At 63.9% G+C, this 13720-nt stretch carries 11 protein-coding genes; all 11 read left to right on the plus strand.

Annotated elements, in window-relative coordinates; all coding sequences use genetic code 11:
- Window positions 1–36 precede the first annotated feature (36 nt).
- Window positions 37–801 (plus strand): flagellar basal body rod protein FlgF, encoded by a 765-nt coding sequence (locus AC6LKD_RS25490; protein WP_013393392.1) that lies wholly within the window; start codon window positions 37–39, stop codon window positions 799–801.
- A gap of 65 nt (window positions 802–866) precedes the next feature.
- Window positions 867–1652 (plus strand): flagellar basal-body rod protein FlgG, encoded by a 786-nt coding sequence (gene flgG / locus AC6LKD_RS25495; RefSeq protein ID WP_013393393.1) that lies wholly within the window; start codon window positions 867–869, stop codon window positions 1650–1652.
- Window positions 1652–2341, plus strand: coding sequence for a flagellar basal body L-ring protein FlgH (locus tag AC6LKD_RS25500; protein WP_041653448.1), 690 nt, complete (start codon window positions 1652–1654; stop codon window positions 2339–2341). The genes flgG and AC6LKD_RS25500 overlap by 1 nt, the downstream gene beginning before the upstream one ends.
- 2 nt (window positions 2342–2343) lie before the next feature.
- Entirely contained in the window at window positions 2344–3480 is a 1137-nt protein-coding gene (locus tag AC6LKD_RS25505; RefSeq protein WP_424238444.1) for a flagellar basal body P-ring protein FlgI, read from the plus strand.
- 5 nt (window positions 3481–3485) lie between these two features.
- Window positions 3486–4463, plus strand: a complete 978-nt coding sequence (gene flgJ, locus AC6LKD_RS25510; RefSeq protein WP_013393396.1) for a flagellar assembly peptidoglycan hydrolase FlgJ — start codon at window positions 3486–3488, stop codon at window positions 4461–4463.
- A gap of 70 nt (window positions 4464–4533) precedes the next feature.
- Complete coding sequence (flgK, locus tag AC6LKD_RS25515; RefSeq protein ID WP_013393397.1) at window positions 4534–6201, plus strand: flagellar hook-associated protein FlgK; 1668 nt, start codon at window positions 4534–4536, stop codon at window positions 6199–6201.
- A 47-nt stretch (window positions 6202–6248) separates the two neighbouring features.
- Window positions 6249–7496 carry a flagellar hook-associated protein FlgL gene (gene flgL / locus AC6LKD_RS25520; RefSeq protein WP_492275662.1) on the plus strand — a complete coding sequence of 416 codons (1248 nt, stop codon included), beginning with the start codon at window positions 6249–6251 and terminating at the stop codon, window positions 7494–7496.
- Between the two features lie 141 nt (window positions 7497–7637).
- Entirely contained in the window at window positions 7638–9515 is a 1878-nt protein-coding gene (locus AC6LKD_RS25525; protein WP_498117819.1) for a methyl-accepting chemotaxis protein, read from the plus strand.
- Window positions 9516–9614: 99 nt separating this feature from the next.
- The gene (locus AC6LKD_RS25530) at window positions 9615–11474 is read left to right on the plus strand and encodes a methyl-accepting chemotaxis protein (RefSeq protein ID WP_498117820.1); all 1860 of its coding nucleotides are present in this window, start codon (window positions 9615–9617) and stop codon (window positions 11472–11474) included.
- A 29-nt stretch (window positions 11475–11503) separates the two neighbouring features.
- Complete coding sequence (locus tag AC6LKD_RS25535; RefSeq protein WP_207472538.1) at window positions 11504–11971, plus strand: hypothetical protein; 468 nt, start codon at window positions 11504–11506, stop codon at window positions 11969–11971.
- Window positions 11972–12110: 139 nt separating this feature from the next.
- On the plus strand, window positions 12111–13720 hold a 1610-nt coding region (locus AC6LKD_RS25540; protein ID WP_498117821.1), incomplete at its 3' end, for a methyl-accepting chemotaxis protein.

Raw genomic sequence — 13720 nt, forward strand, 5'->3', positions numbered from 1 at the left:
CCTGGCAGGCAAGTGACGACACCGACGGAATAGGCAATGGACCGTATCATCTACACCGCCATGAATGGCGCGGCGCGCATCACCGAGCATCAGGCCGCGCTTTCCAACAACATGGCCAACGTGAACACGGCGGGTTTCCGCGAGCAGATCGCGTTGTACCGCTCGGTGCCGGTCACGGACGGGACGAGTCTGCCCACGCGCGTTTCGACGGTGGCGTCCACGCCGCGCAACAGCTTCCAGATGGGCAATATGCAGACCACGGGCCGGGACCTGGACGTGGCCTTGTCCAGCGAGCGCGGCTGGATCGCCGTGCAGACGCCGCAAGGCGAGGCCTATACCCGCGCCGGCGGCCTGCAGGTCGGCATCAACGGCCTGCTGCAGACCTCGCTGGGCCAGCCTGTGCTGTCGGACCAGGGTGGTCCCATCGACATACCCGACCAGGCTGCCCTGACCATCACCGCCGACGGCACCATTACCGCCATCGGCGCCGGCGATGCGCCGAACAATATCCTGAACCTGGGCCGGATCAAGCTGGCCAGCCCGCAGAACGATCAGCTGGTGCACGGCGACGACGGCGTGTTCCGCATGGCGCCCGTGAATGGCCAGCCTGCGCCTCCGGTGCCCGCCGATCCCAGCCTGCGGCTCTTGTCGGGCGTGCTGGAAGGCAGCAACACCAATCCCATGGCGGCGATGGTGGGCATGATCGCCAACGCCCGCCGCTTCGAGCAGCAGATGCAGGTGATCCAGCAGTCGGACCGCAACGCCGAACGCGCCAACGGCATCCTGTCGGTAAGCGCCTGATACGGCAACTGAACTAGAAACAATTTTCGCGCGCGGCCGGGCCGCGCCACCAGGAGTACTACATCATGATGCGTTCGCTGTGGATCGCCAAGACGGGCCTGGAAGGTCAGCAGACCTCCATGGACGTGATTTCGAACAACTTGGCCAACGTCTCCACCAATGGTTTCAAGCGCGGCCGCGCCGTGTTCCAGGACCTGATGTACCAGACGCTGCGCCAACCCGGCGCCCAGGTCGGCGACGCTACCCAGCTGCCGTCCGGCCTGCAGCTGGGTACCGGCGCGCGCGTGGCCGCGACCGAGCGCATCCACACCGCAGGCAACCTGAACAACACCGGCAGCGAGATGGACATCGCCATCAACGGCCGCGGCTTTCTGCAGATCGAATTGCCCGACGGCACCCAGGCCTATACCCGCGATGGCGCCCTGCAACGCGACCAGAACGGCCAGCTGACTACCGTCAGCGGCTATGTGATCCAGCCGCCGATGAACATCCCCGACAACGCGCTGTCGATCTCGATCGGCAACGACGGCATCGTCTCGGTGACGCAGCCTGGCGCTGCCGGCATCAACGTGCAGATCGGCCAGTTGCAGATCGCGACGTTCATCAACCCCACCGGCCTGCAGAGCATCGGCGAAAACCTGTACCTCGAAACCGACGCATCGGGTCCCGCCAACCTGCTGCAGCCGGGCGTGGACGGCGCGGGTTCCATCATGCAGAAGTACGTCGAAACCTCCAACGTCAACGTCGCTGAAGAACTGGTCAACATGATCACCACGCAGCGCGCCTACGAAATGAACAGCAAGGCCGTCAAGACCTCGGACGAAATGCTGGCCCGCCTGACCCAACTGTGATGTCCATGTCTGTCCTGCGCCTGGTATCGAGTGCGGCACTGGCTATGCTGGTGGCCGGTTGCGCCATGATCCCGCCCGAGCCTATCGTGACCGGGCCGACCACGGCCGCGCCGCCGCCGCCGGCCGCGCCGATGGCGCAGCCCACGGGCTCGATCTACCAGCCGACCACCTACGGCAACTATCCCTTGTTCGAGGACCGTCGGCCGCGCAACGTGGGGGACATCGTCACCATCGTCCTGAACGAGAAGACCAACGCCTCCAAGAACGTCGCCACCAATACCAACCGCAGCGGCAGTGCCAGCCTGGGCATCGCCGCGGCGCCGTCCTTCATGGACAGCTGGGCCAACGCCAACCTGAACACCGACGCCAAGGGCGGCAACGTGTCGCAGGGCAAGGGCGACAGCACCGCGAACAATGCCTTCACCGGCACCATCACCACCACGGTGGTGGGGGTGATGTCCAACGGCAACCTGCAGGTCGCGGGTGAAAAGCAGATCGCCATCAACCGGGGCAGCGAATTCGTGCGCTTCTCGGGGGTGGTCGACCCGCGCTCCATCACCGGCACCAACACCGTGTCGTCCACCCAGGTGGCCGACGCTCGCATCGAGTACCGCAGCAAGGGCGTCATGGACGAAGTCCAGACCATGGGCTGGCTGCAACGCTTCTTCCTGATCGCTTCGCCGTTCTGAACATGAAACAACCGAATCCGATATCCGCCTTGTTGTCCTTGTTGGCGCGCGTCTGCGTTTCGGTCGGGCTGGTGGCCGGCGCAGGCGCGGCTCATGCCGAGCGGCTCAAGGACCTGGCTTCGATCCAGGGCGTGCGGGGCAACCAGCTGATCGGCTATGGCCTGGTGGTGGGCCTGGATGGCAGCGGCGACCAGGTGCGCCAGACGCCATTTACCCAGCAAAGCCTGACCAATATGCTGTCCCAGCTAGGCATTACGGTGCCCGCCGGCAGCAATATGCAGCTCAAGAACGTGGCGGCCGTCATGGTCACGACCACCTTGCCCGCATTCGCCCGGCCGGGCCAGACCCTGGACGTGGTGGTTTCGTCCATGGGTAACGCCAAGAGCCTGCGCGGCGGCACCTTGCTGATGACCCCGCTCAAGGGCGCCGACAGCCAGGTCTACGCCATCGCCCAGGGCAACATCCTGGTGGGTGGCGCGGGCGCTTCCGCCGGCGGTTCGAGCGTGCAGATCAACCAGTTGAACGGCGGCCGCATCAGCGCGGGCGCCATCGTCGAGCGGGGCGTACCCACCACGTTTTCGCGTGACGGCTACATTCATGTGGAATTGAACAATACCGATTTCGGTACGGCGCAGAATGTGGCCATGGCGCTGAACCGCAAGTTCGGACAAGGCACCGCCACCGCGCTGGACGGCCGTGTCGTGCAGGTGCGCACGCCCATGGAGCAGGCCTCGCAGGCGCGCTTCCTGTCGCAGGTGGAAGACCTGCAGGTGGCGCGCGCGCCCACGGTGGCCAAGGTCATCATCAATGCCCGCACGGGTTCGGTCGTCATGAACCGCACCGTCATGATCGAAGAAGCCGCCGTCGCGCACGGTAACCTGTCGGTCATCATCAACCGTCAAAACCAGGTGTCGCAGCCCGACACGCCGTTCACGGAAGGGCAGACGGTAGTGGTGCCCAATACCCAGATCGAAGTGCGGCAGGAAAACGGTTCGCTGCAACGGGTGAGCACCAGCGCCAATCTGGCGGATGTGGTCAAGGGTCTGAACGCCTTGGGCGCCACGCCCCAGGACCTGCTGGCGATCCTGCAGGCCATGAAGACCGCGGGCGCCTTGCGCGCCGAACTGGAAATCATCTGACGGCCATGGCGTACACCAACGATGCGGCGCGCGGCGCCAGCCGGCAGGATTCGGTCTTTGACATGGGCCGTTTGTCGGATTTGAAGCGCGACGTCAAGAAGGACCCGGAAGGGACCGAACAGCAGAAGCAGGTGGCCAAGCAGTTCGAGGCCCTGTTCCTGCAGATGATGGTCAAGCGCATGCGCGAAGCCACCCCCAAGGAGGGGCTGTTCGATTCGCAGCAGACCCAGATGCTGCAGTCCATGGCGGACGAGCAGTTGGCTTTGCACCTGGCGTCGCCTGGCATCGGCCTGTCCGGCGCCATTCTGGCGCAGATGCAGCAAGGCAAGCCCGGCGAGCTGGGCGCGGATGCGGTCAAGCGCCTGGGAGAGGGCGCTGACCCCGATTTCCGTTCCGCGGGTTCGCGCGAAGTTTCGGCGTTGCTGAACGTGATGCGCAACAACAGCGCCCAGAACCGGGCGCTGGCCGCGGCGGAAGGCGCGCCAGACCATGTGGTCGCCTTCGTTTCCAAGATGTCGCGCGCGGCCAATCTGGCTTCGCAGCAAAGCGGCGTGCCCGCGCGTCTCATCATGGGCCAGGCGGCGCTGGAGTCGGGCTGGGGTAAGCGCGAGATCAAGCACCAGGACGGCAGCACCAGCTACAACCTGTTCGGCATCAAGGCGGGATCCAGCTGGAAGGGCCAGGTCGTCAATGTGCTCACCACCGAATACGAAGACGGTGTGGCGAAAAAGGTGACGCAGCCCTTCCGTGCCTACGCTTCCTACGAGGAATCGTTCGCGGATTATGCCCGCCTGATCGGTAACAGCCCGCGCTACGAGGCCGTCACGCAGGCGCGCAACGAGATCGAGGCGGCGCGCAAGATCCAGGCCGCGGGCTACGCGACGGATCCGCAGTATGCGCAAAAGCTGATCGGCGTCATGGGTCAGCTACGTGGCGCGGCATCCAAGGTGGAAATTTCTCGCCAGATGTTGGAAGGACTCTAAATTCGGATCATCTCCTGCCGTTAATTGGATATCCAGGTATATCAGCGGTTAAATACGGGGCATTGTCAGCATGAACATGTATAAATTGGCGCTGGGCGGGCTGAACGCCGCTCAGGCAGGGCTGGCCACCACCAGCCACAATATCAACAATGCCACCACGGTCGGTTACAACCGCCAGCGCGTCATGGTTTCGACCGCCGGCGCCCAGGCCACCAGCAACGGCTACATTGGCCGTGGGGTCCAGGTCGACACGGTCGAGCGCAGCTACGACAGCTTCCTGTACAAGCAACTGGTAGGCGCGCAGGGCAGCGGCGCCCAGCTCCAGACGCAATACAACCAGGTTTCAGCGATCAACAACCTGTTTGCGGACCGCACCGTCGGCATCGCGCCGGGCTTGACCAATTTCTTCACCAGCATGAACGCGGTGGCCAGCAAGCCGGCCGACCCCGCTGCGCGTCAGGATTTGCTGGGCAAGGCCAACAGCCTGGCCACCCAGATCCGTTCCGCCTACACCGAAATGCAGAATCAGCGCATCGGCCTGAATACGCAGATCACCACGACGGTCGAGCAGGTCAACAGCTATCTGACGCGTATCGACGACCTGAACCAGCAGATCTCGCTGGCTACGGGCAAGGCGGGCGGCAGTCCTCCGAACGATCTCCTGGATCAGCGTGACCAGGCGGTCATGGAACTGAATCAGCTGGTGGGCGTCACCACCTACGAGCAAGGCGACAAGATCAACATCACGCTGGCCAGTGGCGGGCAAGCCCTGCTGTCGGGCAACACCATCTATCCGCTGCAAGCGGTAGCTTCGTCCAAGGACGTGGGGCGCACCACCATTGCTTATACGCTGCCAGCCGGCGCGGGTAAGACGGTCGCCGTGGAACTGAACGATACGGAAGTGACCGGCGGTTCGCTGGGCGGTTTGCTGCAGTTCCGCGCAACGTCGCTGGATGTCATGCAAAGCCAGTTGGGCCAGATGGCCGTCGGCCTGGCGCTGTCCTTCAATGCGCAGCACAAGCAGGGCCTGGATCAGAACGGTAATCCTGGCACGGACTTCTTCGGCATCGGTTCGCCGCAGGGCGTGCCCAATGCGCAGAACAAGAGCAACGCGTCGATTTCCGGCCAGTTCACGAACCTGAACAACATCAATGCCAAGGAATACGAGATTTCCTTCGACGGCACGAACTACCGGGTGCTGCGCATGCCGGAAGGCTCGCAGGTCTACAACGGCCCGGCGACCGGCACGCCCGGCACGCTGAATCTCGACAGTGAGATGGGCGTTACCCTGACCATCAGCGAGCCGCCCCAGGCTGGCGACAAATGGTCACTGGCTCCTACGCGTGACGCCGCGCGCGACCTCACCGTGCTGATCAGCGATCCCTATAAGATCGCCGCGGCTGACGCAGAGGGCGGTGACGCCAACGGCAAGAACGCGCTGAAGCTGGCGCAACTGCAGAACAGCAAGGTGCTGGGCAACGGCACGATGAGCGTGAACGACATGTTCGGCCAGGTCGTGAATACCGTCGGGGTCCAGACCGCTCAGCTCAAGTCCGCGGCGACCGCGCAGGCCAACCTGATCACGCAGAAGGCTGCGGCGCAGCAGGCGGTTTCGGGCGTCAACCTGAACGAAGAATACGTCAGCCTGTCGCTATACCAGGAACAGTATCAAGCCAGCGCCCGCATCATCGATGTGGCCAGCACCATGTTCGACACGCTGCTGGGTCTGCGCGGCTGATCGGATCGTTGAATCGTGACCAATAAAGAAAATTTCGGAGCTTCACCATGCGCCTGAGCACCTCGATGATGTATTCGAACGGCCTGAAAGGCGTTCTCTCTCAGGAATCCGACATGAACCGCCTGGTCGAGCAGGTCGGCAGCGGACGCAAGAACCTGACGCCGGCGGACGATCCCCTGGCCGCCGCGCTGGCCATCAGCGTGGCGCAGACCCAGAGCATGAACAATACGTATGGCATGAACCGCCAGACCGCCAACACGAATCTGGGCCAGGAAAGCAATACCTTGACGGCGGTGACAAACGCCTTGCAGGAAGCTCGGACTCGTATCATCCAGTCGGGTGGCGTGCTCTCCGATAGCGACCGCCAAACCTTGTCCACAGCGCTCAAAGGCACCCGCGATGCCTTGCTGGGTCTTGCCAATACGACGGATGGCAATGGCCAGTATCTGTTCTCGGGCAATGACGGCAGCGTGATGCCGTACTCCAAGGACGCGACTGGCAAGATCGTTTATAGCAATTCGGTCGGAGAGCGGACCATTCAGGTGGACCAAAGCCGCCAACTGTCCACCAGCGATCTGGGCAAGGACATTTTTGGCCGCGCCAATCCGGGTTCGCAAGCCTTTGTCACTTCGACGGCCAACTCAAATACTGGCACCGTCGAGTTCGGCTCGGCATCTGTGACACCGGGTTCGGCTAATGCGGGCATGAAGTTCGCGGTGCAGTTTGAAACCGACGCGGCGACCGGAGCGATAGGCTATCGGGTCACGACGACGAATCCCGACGGTACCAGCGCGACCGTGCCTGCTGTGGGATCTCCTGCGACGGCTTACTCCGATGGCACCACGATCAATCTGGGCAGCGGTGTATCCGTATCGGTCAAGGGGGCCCCGAACGCGGGTGACGTGATCAACGTCGAAAGCGTCCAATCCGCCGATATGGACGTGTTCGCCACTCTGGACAACGTCATCGCTGCCTTGGACGCGCCTAGCGCTGGCGACCCCGTGGCGACCGCCAAGCTGAAAAACGCTTTGGCAACCGCCAACAAGAAGCTGGCGAACACCTACGACAACGTTCTGACGGTGCAGGCTTCGGTTGGCGCCCGGATGAATGAACTGGACGCACTGAACGCCACGGGCACGCAGAAGGGCCTGTCTTACTCCAAGTCCCTGTCGGATCTTGAAGAGCTGGACTATTACCAAGGCGCCAGCCAGCTCGCGTTGCGCCAAGTCGCGCTGCAAGCGGCGTCGGCGGCATTCATGACCATCCAGGGATCGAGTCTGTTCAGCCGCAAGTAGTAATGCGGTAGGTCAAAAAACGCGCCATCGAGTGCGTAGAGTTGCGCCTTTGCGGACGCTACTGGCCAGGGGCCGGGGCGTCCGTGTGTGCGTGCAGTGTAGGAAATACTCGTTTCACATTGCTTAACGTTCGGATATTCCATGCTTGTCAACTTGAAAGTCCGCACCTGTCTCGTTCTGGTGTTGCTGCTCTTCACGGGCGCCATGTTCATATCCAATGGCGTCGCCTGGATGGGGCTGAACTCGAGCAATGAGAAGCTGGAGCGGGTCAATGACGCCTACTCCACTCAGGCGGCGCAATTGAACCGCTCCTATATCCTGTTCTTGCGCGGCCGTTTGCTGCTGGCGACATCGCTGATGGATCTGCAGCAGGGCAAGACCGAACAGGCGAACGCTCAGGTCAAGCGCGCCGAAGGCTTGATGCAGGATGGCGTCAAGGCGCTGGACGCATACCGCAAGGCGCCGCGCCTGGAAGGCTCGGAGGCTGTAAATCAAAAGCTGGAGAGCGCCTACAGGCAATTCGACGGCGTGGTCAAGCGTCAGGTGACTGCGCTGTCGACCATGGCCGTGCAGGACTACCTGGACTTGAACGACGCCGGCAGCGCTGCGAATACGGCATTGAGAGAGGCAGTGGGAGAGGTGCTGGCGCATATCGACTCCAGCACCGACGAGCTGGTCTCGCAGGCCGAAACGGCCCACGGCGTTTCGCGTACGGTCACGATCGTGATGCTGGCGATTTCCTTGGCCTTGGCATTGGGGTGCTGGCTGTTCATCAGCCGGACCGTGCTGCGGCCGCTGCGTGAAGCGGGCGATCATTTCGAGAAGATCTCGGGCGGCGATTTCACCGGCCGCATCGACGTACGCAGCACCAATGAGATTGGCCAGTTGTTCGGCGCGATCAAGCGCATGCAGGAAAGCCTGACCCGCACGGTGGCGCTGGTTCGCCGGGGCGTGGACGAAATCAACGTGGGTTCGCGCGAGATCTCGGCCGGCAATACGGATCTGTCCAGCCGTACCGAGCAGCAGGCAGCCTCGTTGGAAGAGACCGCGGCCTCGATGGAACAGCTGGCCTCGACCGTGAAGCAGAACGCCGACAACGCGCGCCAGGCCAATCAGTTGGCGGCCAGCGCCTCGGACGTGGCCGAGCGTGGCGGTTCGGCAGTGTCGGAAGTGGTCAGCACGATGCAAGGCATTTCGGCCAGCTCGCGCAAGATTTCCGAAATCGTGTCGGTGATCGACGGCATCGCCTTCCAGACCAACATCCTGGCGCTGAACGCGGCGGTGGAAGCGGCGCGCGCAGGCGAGCAGGGCAAGGGCTTTGCGGTGGTGGCGGGCGAAGTCCGTTCGCTGGCGCAGCGCAGCGCCCAGGCGGCCAAGGAAATCAAGGGTCTGATCGAGGATTCGGTGACCAAGGTCGGCGCGGGTTCACAGCAGGTGGAACGCGCTGGCGCGACGATGCAGGAAATCGTGGCCTCGGTGAAGCGGGTGACGGACATCATGGGCGAGATCTCGGCGGCGTCGGAAGAGCAATCCAGCGGCATCGACCAGGTGAACCGCGCGGTGTCGCAGATGGACGAGGTGACGCAGCAGAACGCGGCGCTGGTGGAAGAGGCGGCCGCAGCCGCGGGTTCGCTGCAAGAGCAAGCGCAACGCCTGGCCGAAGCAGTGGCCGTGTTCAAGATCAACGCGGGTGAAGTGATCGAAGCCCCCGCGCAGCAATTGGCATCGCAACGCAGCGCGCCGCGCATGCCGGCTCCGCAGGTGGCTGCGGCAGGCAAGGCGTCCGCCGAACCCGCCAAGACAGAGGCGCCGCCGGTGGAACCTGCCCCGAAGGCCGCGCCCGCGCCACGGTTGACGCAAGTCGCCCGGCCCAAGCCGGCCCCGGAAGCGGCCACCACCGTTCGTCCGCTACGTCGGCCGACCATGCGCCCGGCGAGCGCCAAGGATGCCGCAGCTGCGGCGCCAGCAGCCAGCCGACGCCCGACGCCTTCGTCGGACGACGATTGGGAGTCTTTCTGACGGAGGGATCCGTCAACGCAGCACATGCAGTAAAGCTACCCCCCTATTTACGGCCTGGCGGCAAGAATGCCGCCGGGACGACTACCGGAATATACGGAAATGTTTAGCAATCTGAAGGTGCGCACGGGCTTGATGCTTGCCCAGTTGGCCGTGGCTTTGGCCGCGCTGGTGTCCATCGTCCTGGGCTGGAACAGCATGCGAGCCAACTCCGAGGCGATCAACGCCTTGGACAGTTTGAGCGTTCAGCAGGCCAATCTGATCAAGGACGCATACACGCAGATGCTGCGTGCCACGATACGCGCCGACATTGCCGCTGCGCAGCGGGCCACGGGCGACGCCAGCGGCGCCAGCGAGAACACGCGCACGGTGCAGCAATTGGTTGCGGATGCCAAGAAGAAGATGGAGACCTTCAAGACCATTCCAAAGACCACGGCAGTCGGCAAGAGCGCCGAAGGCGACCTCATTTCGTCGTTCAACGGCTTTGCCGACGCGCTGCAAGCCATGATGTCGGCCTTGGACAAGGGCGATTCGGCAGCCTACCTGGATCTGAAGAACACCCGGGCGGGCGCCGCGAGCGGGGCATTTTCGAAGCAATTGACCGAATTCGCCAAGGACATTACCTCTTATAGCGAAGAGATGGTGTCGTCGTCGCGCTCGCAGGCGGCGACGATGGCCATTGTGTACGTCGTGCTGGCCGTGCTGATCGTAGCCGTATGGCTGGGCGCTTTCCTGTTCATGAACCGCGTGGTCCTGCGCCCCTTGCGCGCCGTCAGCGACAGTTTCGACAAGATCGCCGGCGGTGACCTGACCGTCCGCGTGGACGTGGCCTCGACCAACGAGATCGGCACGCTGATGGCGGCGGTCAAGCGCATGCAGGAAAGCCTGACGCGCACCGTGGCGTCGGTACGCCGCGGGGTGGACGAGATCAACGTGGGCTCGCGCGAGATTTCCGCAGGCAATACGGACCTGTCCAGCCGTACGGAAGAACAGGCGGCTTCGCTGGAGGAAACCGCGGCATCGATGGAGCAACTGGCTTCGACCGTGAAGCAGAACGCGGACAATGCGCGCCAGGCTAACCAATTGGCAGCCAGCGCCTCCGACGTGGCCGAGCGCGGCGGTTCGGCGGTGTCGGAAGTGGTCAACACCATGCAGGAAATTTCGGCCAGCTCGCGCAAGATTTCCGAGATCGTGTCGGTGATCGACGGCATCGCCTTCCAGACCAACATCCTGGCGCTGAACGCCGCGGTGGAAGCAGCACGCGCAGGCGAGCAGGGCAAGGGCTTTGCGGTGGTGGCGGGCGAAGTCCGTTCGCTGGCGCAGCGCAGCGCCCAGGCTGCCAAGGAAATCAAGGGTCTGATCGAGGATTCGGTGACCAAGGTTGGCGCGGGTTCGCAGCAGGTGGAACGCGCTGGCGCGACGATGCAGGAGATCGTGGCCTCGGTGAAGCGGGTGACCGACATCATGGGCGAGATCTCGGCGGCGTCTGAAGAGCAATCCAGCGGCATCGACCAGGTGAACCGCGCGGTGTCGCAGATGGATGAGGTGACGCAGCAGAACGCGGCGCTGGTGGAAGAGGCGGCCGCAGCCGCGGGATCGCTGCAGGAGCAGGCGGAGCGCCTGGCCGAAGCGGTGGCCGTGTTCAAGATCAACGCGGGCGAAGTGATCGAAGTCCCGGCGCACCAGTTGGCCGGCCAGCGCCGCGCGCCGCGCATGCCTGCCCCGGTCGCTCCCGCGGCTCCCGCAGCGCAGGTGGAGTCGCTCGCCCCGGAGGCCAAGGCAGTTCCAGCGGCACGTTTGACGCATTCCGCGCGGGCCAAGCCGGCCGCAGCCGAAGGGGCGACTGCGGCAAGGCCGCTGCGCCGTCCCGCAGTACGTCCGGCGGCCGCGTCGGAGGTAAAGCCCTCGACGGCGCCGAGCCGCCGGGCTGCGCCAGCGGATGACGATTGGGAATCTTTCTGACACCGGCCTGGCCGGTAAATGGGTAGGGTATGCGAGGCTATATACATCTTTTGGCGGCGGCCGCGATAGCGGTGTTTCTGGCCGGCTGCGCGGCGACGGGGCATAACTTCGACCCGGGCAAGCTGTCGATGCTGACGCCGGGGCAGACGACGCTGGAAGAAGCATCGCGCACGCTCACCGCCCCGCCCGACAAGCTCTATAAGCAGACCGACGGCACGCTGCTCGCGCTCTGGGCCTTCAAAATCACCTTCGTCGCGGACGGCTTGTACAGCCGCAAGGAAGCGCTGTTGCAGTTCGGCCCGGACGGCCGGCTGCTGCGCCTCGTCGACAGCACCAATATCTTGCTGGAACCTTGGGAACGCCAGAAGCTGCTGGGACCCGCGCCTATGCCTGACCTGCGTCAGGACGTGGCGCCATCCACCGTGGCGCCCGAGGTGCAGACCATCTACATCCCGGGTCCGGGTGAACCGACCGGGTTGCAGCCTCAGGGCAAATAGCGCCCTGTAGTCCAGCGGGGAGCATCGCGGCGCGCGCCGCGATGTACGTCGCCCGAAGTGCATGCCTCGTGTAACAAGGCATGTCGATCGGGTGGTTTTTCATTTGGTCAGAGTAGTTCCTGAGGGATGGGGAAATAATATGGAAGCGAGTCTCGAATCCGGTGCGAAATCCGGCAAGGTCGGCAAGAAGAAGGCCGCGCGCGCGCCCAAGGTGAAGCGCAAGCTGCGGTTGCGCGATGCCCGCGTCGGCACCATGTTGCTGTGGGTCATGGCGTTCTTCGCCGTGTTGATCGCGGCGGTGGGCGGTCTGGCCGCGTACTTCCTGCAGAGCAACTATGAGTCGATCCGCGAGGTCAATGCCTTGACCGAGCGTTCCAAGCAGGTCGAAGTGATCAACAGCGACATGCTGCGCGCGCGGGTTGCCCTGATGGTTGCCGCGCGCCACCTGCAGGAATCCGGCTGGGGCAGCGGAGAGAACTCGGCCCGCGACGCCGCAGCAGCCTTGAAGGGCGCCACGGACCTGTTGACCGGCGTGCGCAGCCGCTTCGCCGATTTCCAGAAGAACATGCTGCAGGATGACACCGGCCGCCAGCTGTCGATGAACCTGGTGCGCCGCTACCGTTCGTACATCGACGACGGCGTGGACACCATGGTCGAGGCCCTGCGCAGCGAAGACTATTCCACCTTCTATATGGTGAACAACGAGTACGGCACGCCCCGCAGCGCCGCCTTCATCGAGGCGCTCAGCGAGTTCGGCAAGTACATCGGCGACCAACAGCAAGCCACGATCGACGAGGCCGAAGCCAATTTCAACCTCGCCATGGTGGCAGTGGGCGTGGCCGTCGGCCTGGCGGTGCTGCTGATGATTCTGGCCCGCATCGTGTTCGGCCGCCTGGTGGTGCGCCCCTTGGTGGAGGCAGGTCAGCATTTCGACAAGATTGCCGCCGGAGATCTGACCAGCCGCGTGGAAGTGCGTTCGCACAATGAGATCGGCCAGCTGTTCGCCGCACTCAAGCGCATGCAGGAAAGCTTGACCCGCACCGTGTCGGTAGTGCGCCGCGGCGTCGACGAGATTACGGTGGGTTCGCGTGAGATCTCTGCTGGTAACACCGACCTGTCCAGCCGCACGGAAGAACAGGCCGCCTCGCTGGAGGAAACTGCAGCCTCGATGGAAGAACTGGCTTCGACCGTGAAGCAGAACGCCGACAATGCGCGCCAGGCCAATCAGCTGGCGGCCAGCGCTTCGGACGTGGCCGAGCGCGGCGGTTCGGCGGTGTCGGAAGTGGTCAGCACGATGCAAGGCATTTCGGCCAGCTCGCGCAAGATCTCCGAGATCGTGTCGGTGATTGACGGCATCGCCTTCCAGACCAACATCCTGGCGCTGAACGCCGCGGTGGAAGCGGCGCGCGCAGGCGAGCAGGGCAAGGGCTTTGCGGTGGTGGCGGGCGAAGTCCGTTCGCTGGCGCAGCGCAGCGCCCAGGCGGCCAAGGAAATCAAGGGTCTGATCGAGGACTCCGTGACCAAGGTCGGTGCGGGTTCACAGCAGGTGGAACGCGCTGGCGCGACGATGCAGGAAATCGTGGCCTCGGTGAAGCGGGTGACGGACATCATGGGCGAGATCTCGGCGGCGTCGGAAGAGCAATCCAGCGGCATCGACCAGGTGAACCGCGCGGTGTCGCAGATGGACGAGGTGACGCAGCAGAACGCGGCGCTGGTGGAAGAGGCGGCCGCAGCCGCGGGTTCGCTGCA

This window comes from Achromobacter sp. D7-1 (assembly GCF_059760445.1).

Excerpts from the sequence above, each read along its gene's own strand:
- AC6LKD_RS25490 (WP_013393392.1), top strand. The coding sequence starts at position 37 with ATGGACCGTATCATCTACACCGCCATGAATGGCGCGGCGCGCATCACC.
- flgG (WP_013393393.1), top strand. The coding sequence starts at position 867 with ATGATGCGTTCGCTGTGGATCGCCAAGACGGGCCTGGAAGGTCAGCAG.
- AC6LKD_RS25500 (WP_041653448.1), top strand. The coding sequence starts at position 1,652 with ATGTCCATGTCTGTCCTGCGCCTGGTATCGAGTGCGGCACTGGCTATG.
- AC6LKD_RS25505 (WP_424238444.1), top strand. The coding sequence starts at position 2,344 with ATGAAACAACCGAATCCGATATCCGCCTTGTTGTCCTTGTTGGCGCGC.
- flgJ (WP_013393396.1), top strand. The coding sequence starts at position 3,486 with ATGGCGTACACCAACGATGCGGCGCGCGGCGCCAGCCGGCAGGATTCG.
- flgK (WP_013393397.1), top strand. The coding sequence starts at position 4,534 with ATGAACATGTATAAATTGGCGCTGGGCGGGCTGAACGCCGCTCAGGCA.
- flgL (WP_492275662.1), top strand. The coding sequence starts at position 6,249 with ATGCGCCTGAGCACCTCGATGATGTATTCGAACGGCCTGAAAGGCGTT.
- AC6LKD_RS25525 (WP_498117819.1), top strand. The coding sequence starts at position 7,638 with ATGCTTGTCAACTTGAAAGTCCGCACCTGTCTCGTTCTGGTGTTGCTG.
- AC6LKD_RS25530 (WP_498117820.1), top strand. The coding sequence starts at position 9,615 with ATGTTTAGCAATCTGAAGGTGCGCACGGGCTTGATGCTTGCCCAGTTG.
- AC6LKD_RS25535 (WP_207472538.1), top strand. The coding sequence starts at position 11,504 with ATGCGAGGCTATATACATCTTTTGGCGGCGGCCGCGATAGCGGTGTTT.